Here is a 6,296-nt window from a genome sequence, read left to right as displayed (position 1 = left end):
TTTTAGAGATAAGACTTAAAATAAACATCATAAACCATTGTTTTATATAGTTTTTACTAATATTTATATTAATGAGCGAAGAAATAACTCAATGTTATCCACAGGAATCTAGGAATTTTTCAGCGTTAAAACAATATCTTCTAAAGCTTTAGAGCTTATTTGTTCAGGCATTACAGGGGCAGAAGCGAGTATCTTTACCTTTGACCAAAACCGCTTTGGAGCTTTCTGAAGAGCAGGCCTATCTTTGTGACTAAAGAAGCTTCCCCACAGGCCCACCAAAGCTAATGGTATTACTGGAACAGGATCTCTTTCTATAATTTGCTCGATCCCGGCTTTAAAAGGCTTTATCTCTCCATCATCAGTTAGCTTTCCTTCTGGAAAAATACAAACAAGCTCATCGTTATTTAAAGCCTTAGAAATCTCATCAAATGCATTGTGGTATGTCTCTTCGTCTTTATGTTTGGGAGCAATTGGAATCGCATTCACCAACTTAAAGAACCACGATAGAACAGGTTTTTTAAATATCTTGTAGTCCATTACAAACCGAATGGGTCTTGGGCTGGCACCGGCAATCAATAACGCGTCCATGTAACTCACATGATTACAGACAATAACGCCTGCACCAGTTTCAGGAATACTGGACAAATTAACGTGTTTCACTCGATACATGGTGTGAGATACACACCAAACAACGAATCGAATAAAGAAATCCTTTACTCGAACAAAGATATATACACAAACGATCACATTCATAATCGATAATGCAAGGAAAAATTTAGGAATAGTAAGATCAAGCATTCCGAGTAAAATCATCGCCGTAATCGCGCTAGCGACCATAAACAATGCGTTGATAATATTGATAACAGCAATTGTTCTTGCTCTGACTTCTTCTGCAGCACGTTTCTGAACATAAGCGTAAAGAGGCACAATAAATATCCCACCGAATATGCCAATTCCCAAAAGGTCAATTAAGACTCTCGAGCTCTGTTCTCCGGTAAAATACATTAACCATGTAATTGAGTGATCAAGATTCACTTGGCTAGCAAAATATAAATCCACACCAAACACACTTAAGCCAATCGCTCCAAACGGTACAATGCCAAGCTCAACGCGCGATGATGATAGTTTTTCACAGAGCATTGAGCCCACGCCGATACCCAAGGTAAATATCGCTAACAGCAGAGTAACAACCGACTCGTCACCTTGGAGCGTTACTTTTGAATAGTTAGGGAATTGAGTGAGATAAGCAGCACCCAAAAACCAAAACCAAGAAATAGCTAAAATAGCCAAATAACTTGGTTTATCAGCCTTAATCAGTTTCACCATCTGATAAGTGTTAGTCAGGGGATTCCAAGAAATCTGCAAATCAGGTTGGGATGATGGTGCCGATGGAATTGACCGACTAAAAACATAACCAATCACTGCAAAGACGACTATTAACACAGCTGACCACCACAAGTATTGGGGGTGTTGCACTATAAAGCCCGCACCAATCGTGCCTAATAAAATCGCAACGAAGGTGCCCATTTCAACTAACGCATTCCCTCCTACTAATTCTTCGGGCTTTAAATGCTGAGGGAGAATCGCGTATTTAGCAGGACCAAAAAACGTACTTTGTAAGCCCATCAAAAATAACAATGCCAACAATACGTAATACAACTCAAAAATAAATGCTAAGGCAGCAAATGACATCAATACGATCTCTGCTAACTTGATTCGCCGCATCAACATCGCTTTGTCATATTTGTCGGTAATTTGGCCTGCAATGGCCGAGAACAAAAAGAAGGGAAGGATAAATAAACCAGCCGCTAGATTGAGCAGTAAATTGGTATCCACTGCAATCTTATCAACGGCATGATAAGCAACGATCAACATCAAACAATTTTTGAATATATTATCGTTGAAGGCGCCAAAAAACTGCGTGGCGAAAAATGGAGCGAATTTTTTGTTCTTTAATAACTGACTTTGGCTCATCCTTGAATACCTTTAGATTTTGTTTGCAGTAATAGTATTTATTTACCTATACAAAAACTGCCAAATATTTCTCCAAGTAAATCATCAGGACTAAAACGTCCTGTAATTGTACTCAGAGCTTCTTGAGCAAGACGCAAATCTTCAGCAAGTAACTCACCTGCATTAGCAACCACTAACTGATCTCGCCCAAGTCGTACATGCGTCAAAGCAGTATCTAAGGCGTTCAAATGACGTCGTCTAGCGGTAAATGTACCTTCTTCAACTTGTTTAAAACCCACAAAGCTCTTGAGCTCTTGTTTTAACAAATCAACACCATTGTTTAGCTTGGCGGACAAACGAATAAGTGGATAAGCCCCATCGCTTACGAATTCTGATGACTCACTTGTTTGATCAATTTTATTCTGCACAAGAAAAATATGATCTTGTCGATCTAATCGCGCTAAAAAGTCATTCCAATCATTTTTTGGATCAAAATTTGGTTCTTTTTTTCCATCAAAAACTAACAGAATAAGATCAGCTTGGTTTATTTCGGCCCAAGCTCGCTCGATACCAATTTGTTCAACTTTATCAGAACTATCTCTCAAACCAGCAGTATCGATAATGTGTAAAGGCAAGCCGTCTAAATTGATTTGCTCTTTTAAGACGTCTCGTGTTGTCCCTTCAATATCAGTAACAATCGCGGAATCCGTTCCCGCCAAAGCATTTAATAAACTCGATTTCCCAGCATTTGGACGCCCCGCAATAACAACTCGAACCCCCTCAGTGAGGAGGGCACCTTGATTCGCTGAACTCAAGACTCTTTCTAGACTAAGAATCAAGCCATCTAATTGTTGCAAAACTTGGGAATCAGCAAGAAAGTCTATTTCTTCTTCAGGGAAATCAATCGCAGCTTCAACGAACATCCGAATTTTAATCAATTCATTCGTCAAACTTGTAATGCGCTTCGAAAAATCACCATGCAAAGAACGCAAAGCACTGCGTGCTGCAGCCTCAGAATTACTATCAATTAAGTCGGCTATTGCTTCAGCTTGAACTAAATCTATCTTGTCATTTAGAAAGGCACGCTGAGTAAATTCTCCAGGCTCTGCTAGTCGAGCTCCATGAGCCAAACAAGTATTAAGCAGCATATCCAAAACAACTGGACCACCATGTGCTTGTAACTCAAACACATCCTCTCCAGTAAACGAATGAGGAGCTTTAAAATACAGGCCTATGCCTTGATCAATAGCTTGCCCATTTTCATCAAAGAAAGTGCTGTAAAGCGCTTGGCGTGGAGTCGGAGATTGTCGAAGAAAAGATTGCGCGATTGAAACCGCCTTTTCTCCTGATATACGAACTATGCCAACACCACCACGGCCCGTTGCCGTGGCAATCGCCGCGATGGTGTCAGAATGATAGTCCGTCATACCCTAAGCTTTTGCACCATTCTCAATCTGGCGTGTGATGTACCACTGCTGTGCTATCGATAAAATGTTGTTTACTAACCAGTAAAGAACCAGTCCAGAAGGGAACCATAAGAAGAATACAGTCATCATCACAGGCATTATCTTCATAATTTTCGCCTGCATTGGATCAGGGGGGGTCGGATTCAACTGCATTTGAATGAACATACTAATGCCCATCAAAATAGGTAACACGAAGAAAGGATCTTGAACTGATAAATCTTCAATCCATAAGAAGAATGGCGCATGACGTAGCTGCACACTCTCCATCAACACCCAATATAGAGCGATAAACACCGGCATTTGAACCAAGATTGGTAAACAGCCTCCCAGCGGATTAATACTTTCTTTACGGTAAAGATCCATCATCGCCTGAGACATTTTCTGGCGATCATCACCATATTGCTCTTTCAGCTGCTGTAATTTCGGCGCAACACGACGCATGTTGGCCATCGAGCGATAACTCGCAGCAGATAATTTAAAGAATAAGACTTTGACGACGACAGTTACCAAGATAATTGCAACACCCCAGTTCATGACGAGGCCATGCAAGAAATCTAGCAATAAAAACAAAGGATAAGCTACAAAGAATAACCAGCCATAATCTACGGTTAAGTCTAAATTCTTCGCTGTTGCTTCAAGCCGATCGATAATCTTAGGGCCAAGATATAGTTGCCCACCGACACTTGCTTTCTCGCCAGGTGCTACAACAGTCGCAGGACTGATATAACCCATCAAGTAACGACCATTTTTGACACGTGTTTGATACGTTTGAACGACTTCAGAATCGGGAATCCATGCTGAAATAAAGTAGTGCTGAATAAATGCAATCCAACCACCTTGAATCTGTTGATTCACTGGCGACTCGAGCATGTCTTCGAAATCAATTTTTTCATAAGGTTCTTCAGCGCTAGACAGAACCATACCGAGATATGACTGCATACCTAGGCTATTTTGTTGTGATGGATCTACGGTTCTATCACGTACAATCTTGCCTGAAAAATTCGCTTCGAATGTGTTCTGAGATTGATTATCTATTAAATATTCAACGTTAATACGATAATCATCGCGAGCAAATGTATATCGTTTTGTTAAAGCTACGCCATCGTCAGAAGTGAAGTTGAGATCAACTTGTAGCTGTTCTTCATTGTCTGCTAACACATACGAAGTCTGGGCACTTTGATAGATCGGTTTACCGCCATTTTTAGACGAGTCAAAACCGTTTTTGCCAAATAAACCACTTTCGATAATATAAAATCGTTGGTTATCATTTTGAAGCAATGGAAGCGGCGTATTCGTATCAAAACCTTCATCGTAATTGAGCAATAACGCTGATTCTAAGTTACCGCCTTCAGTATTGATTTTCAGATCTAATACATCAGTTACGACAGAAATATACTGACTTGCTGCTGATGAGCTAGTTGATTCAGATAACTGTGTCTGCTCTCCCGGTACCGCAAACTCAGCTTCAGCGCTAGTTTCGTTTGAAAAACTCACATCATTTACAACTGATTGTTGTTCTACCTTGGCTTTCGTTTGCGCAGTTCCATAATCCTTGTTCCATTCTAAAACAAGCATATAAGACACGATGGCTAAGCCAACAAAAATAATCGTTCTTTTAATATCCATTCAGTCAAACCAACTAATTTATTATCGTAGGTGCTATAAAATATCTTTATTCTCAGAGTCTTTAGTTAGCGGAACAGGGTCGAATCCGCCTTTACAACCAGGATGGCATCGTCCAATTCTTTTTAATGCTAACCAAGAACCCTTGAGTGGCCCATGCACAGAAATTGCCTCAATTGCGTACTCCGAACAGGTAGGTGAGTACCTACAAGATGGAGGCAATATAGGGCTGATTGCTAGTTGATAAAAGCGTATTGGAATTAAAAATAGCTTTTTTAGCATTTCTACATGGACCGTTTAAAAAACCGCCGGCAAGTGTACTACGATTTAGCTCTTTGTTTTAGCTTTCGCCAAATATATTGCAGTTCTTTATTTAAGTTTTCGTTTTCAGCGTCGGCAGCCGAGCGTTTAGCCATGAAGACTAGATCATAGGAAGGAAGCTTATGTTGGGATTGTCGAAAGCTTTCACGTAAAACGCGTTTTATGCGATTTCTGTTTACAGCGAATCTAACGTTTTTTTTCGCAACAATGATCCCAAGCTTTGGATGTTGGAGCTCTTGTTTGCTTGCGAGACAGAGAAAATATTGAGTGGAGAGTTTGATATCGACGCCACTGAATACGTCAGAATAATCTTTCGCATTCAGAAGGCGTATCGATTTGGGAAAAGTATTATCTGACGTTTCCGTCATTATAGAATGCTTATGCACTCAATACTTTACGGCCTTTAGCGCGACGACGAGCAAGTACTTGACGACCGCTTTTAGTAGCCATGCGTGCACGGAAACCGTGTGTACGCTTGCGCTTAAGTACGCTTGGTTGGAATGTTCTTTTCATTTGCAATACTCACAACTTGGTTTGGCAAAAATTCAGGGTGCGGGATTGTATGGCTTTTAATCTAAACACGCAAACCTTTTTTTATCTTTTCTCGAACGTAGTGAGAGTTAATAAATATAAGAAAAAAGAAATAGATAGTGAATAGTAGTTATTAGTAGGCGCTAACTTCTGTGGATATCAATAAAAAACCCATAAAAATCAATAATTTATTGGATTAGTAAGTACGTGCTTAACTATGTAGATAAGCCCTCAATAAGCCTTGGAAGAAATCTTGGATAACTTTTAGTTGTAGTTATTCAACGTGTTATTCATTTTGATTTACACAAGTTAGTAAATGCTTACTGTGGATAAAAAATTTAAAATTTAATTTTGTGCACAAGCTTGTTAGTAAGTTGTTAATTTGTTGAATTTTATAATAAA

At 39.6% G+C, this 6,296-nt stretch carries 7 protein-coding genes and 1 pseudogene; 1 reads left to right on the top strand and 7 read right to left on the bottom strand.

The window, feature by feature from the left end; genetic code table 11:
- Positions 1-108: 108 nt before the first annotated feature.
- Positions 109-669: a lysophospholipid acyltransferase family protein gene (locus A3738_RS32540; protein WP_369819768.1), complete on the bottom strand. Its 561-nt coding sequence runs from the start codon at positions 667-669 to the stop codon at positions 109-111.
- 31 nt (positions 670-700) lie between these two features.
- On the opposite strand from A3738_RS32540, the gene A3738_RS32535 reads away from it, so the two are divergent.
- Positions 701-907: a DUF2523 family protein gene (locus A3738_RS32535; protein WP_369819767.1), complete on the top strand. Its 207-nt coding sequence runs from the start codon at positions 701-703 to the stop codon at positions 905-907.
- On the opposite strand, the pseudogene A3738_RS32530 reads toward A3738_RS32535, so the two are convergent.
- From A3738_RS32530 to rpmH, 6 genes and pseudogenes are all read right to left on the bottom strand, one after another.
- Positions 841-1,875 (bottom strand): annotated as a pseudogene (locus A3738_RS32530) (MFS transporter); the annotation flags it as partial. The gene A3738_RS32535 and the pseudogene A3738_RS32530 sit on opposite strands and share 67 nt — an antisense overlap.
- 137 nt (positions 1,876-2,012) lie before the next feature.
- On the bottom strand, positions 2,013-3,380 hold the full coding sequence (gene mnmE / locus A3738_RS04715) for a tRNA uridine-5-carboxymethylaminomethyl(34) synthesis GTPase MnmE (protein ID WP_068483003.1): 1,368 nt from the start codon (positions 3,378-3,380) through the stop codon (positions 2,013-2,015).
- 3 nt (positions 3,381-3,383) lie between these two features.
- Complete coding sequence (yidC, locus tag A3738_RS04710; RefSeq protein ID WP_068483006.1) at positions 3,384-5,045, bottom strand: membrane protein insertase YidC; 1,662 nt, start codon at positions 5,043-5,045, stop codon at positions 3,384-3,386.
- Between the two features lie 33 nt (positions 5,046-5,078).
- Positions 5,079-5,324 carry a membrane protein insertion efficiency factor YidD gene (yidD, locus tag A3738_RS29115; protein WP_082878359.1) on the bottom strand — a complete coding sequence of 82 codons (246 nt, stop codon included), beginning with the start codon at positions 5,322-5,324 and terminating at the stop codon, positions 5,079-5,081.
- Positions 5,325-5,362: 38 nt separating this feature from the next.
- Positions 5,363-5,731, bottom strand: a complete 369-nt coding sequence (gene rnpA / locus A3738_RS32525; protein ID WP_068476076.1) for a ribonuclease P protein component — start codon at positions 5,729-5,731, stop codon at positions 5,363-5,365.
- A gap of 10 nt (positions 5,732-5,741) precedes the next feature.
- Positions 5,742-5,876 (bottom strand): 50S ribosomal protein L34, encoded by a 135-nt coding sequence (gene rpmH, locus A3738_RS29110; RefSeq protein WP_082878358.1) that lies wholly within the window; start codon positions 5,874-5,876, stop codon positions 5,742-5,744.
- Positions 5,877-6,296: the final 420 nt, after the last annotated feature.

It is taken from the genome of Oleiphilus sp. HI0066, assembly GCF_001635725.1.
This window is presented reverse-complemented; position numbering and strand designations above follow the sequence as displayed.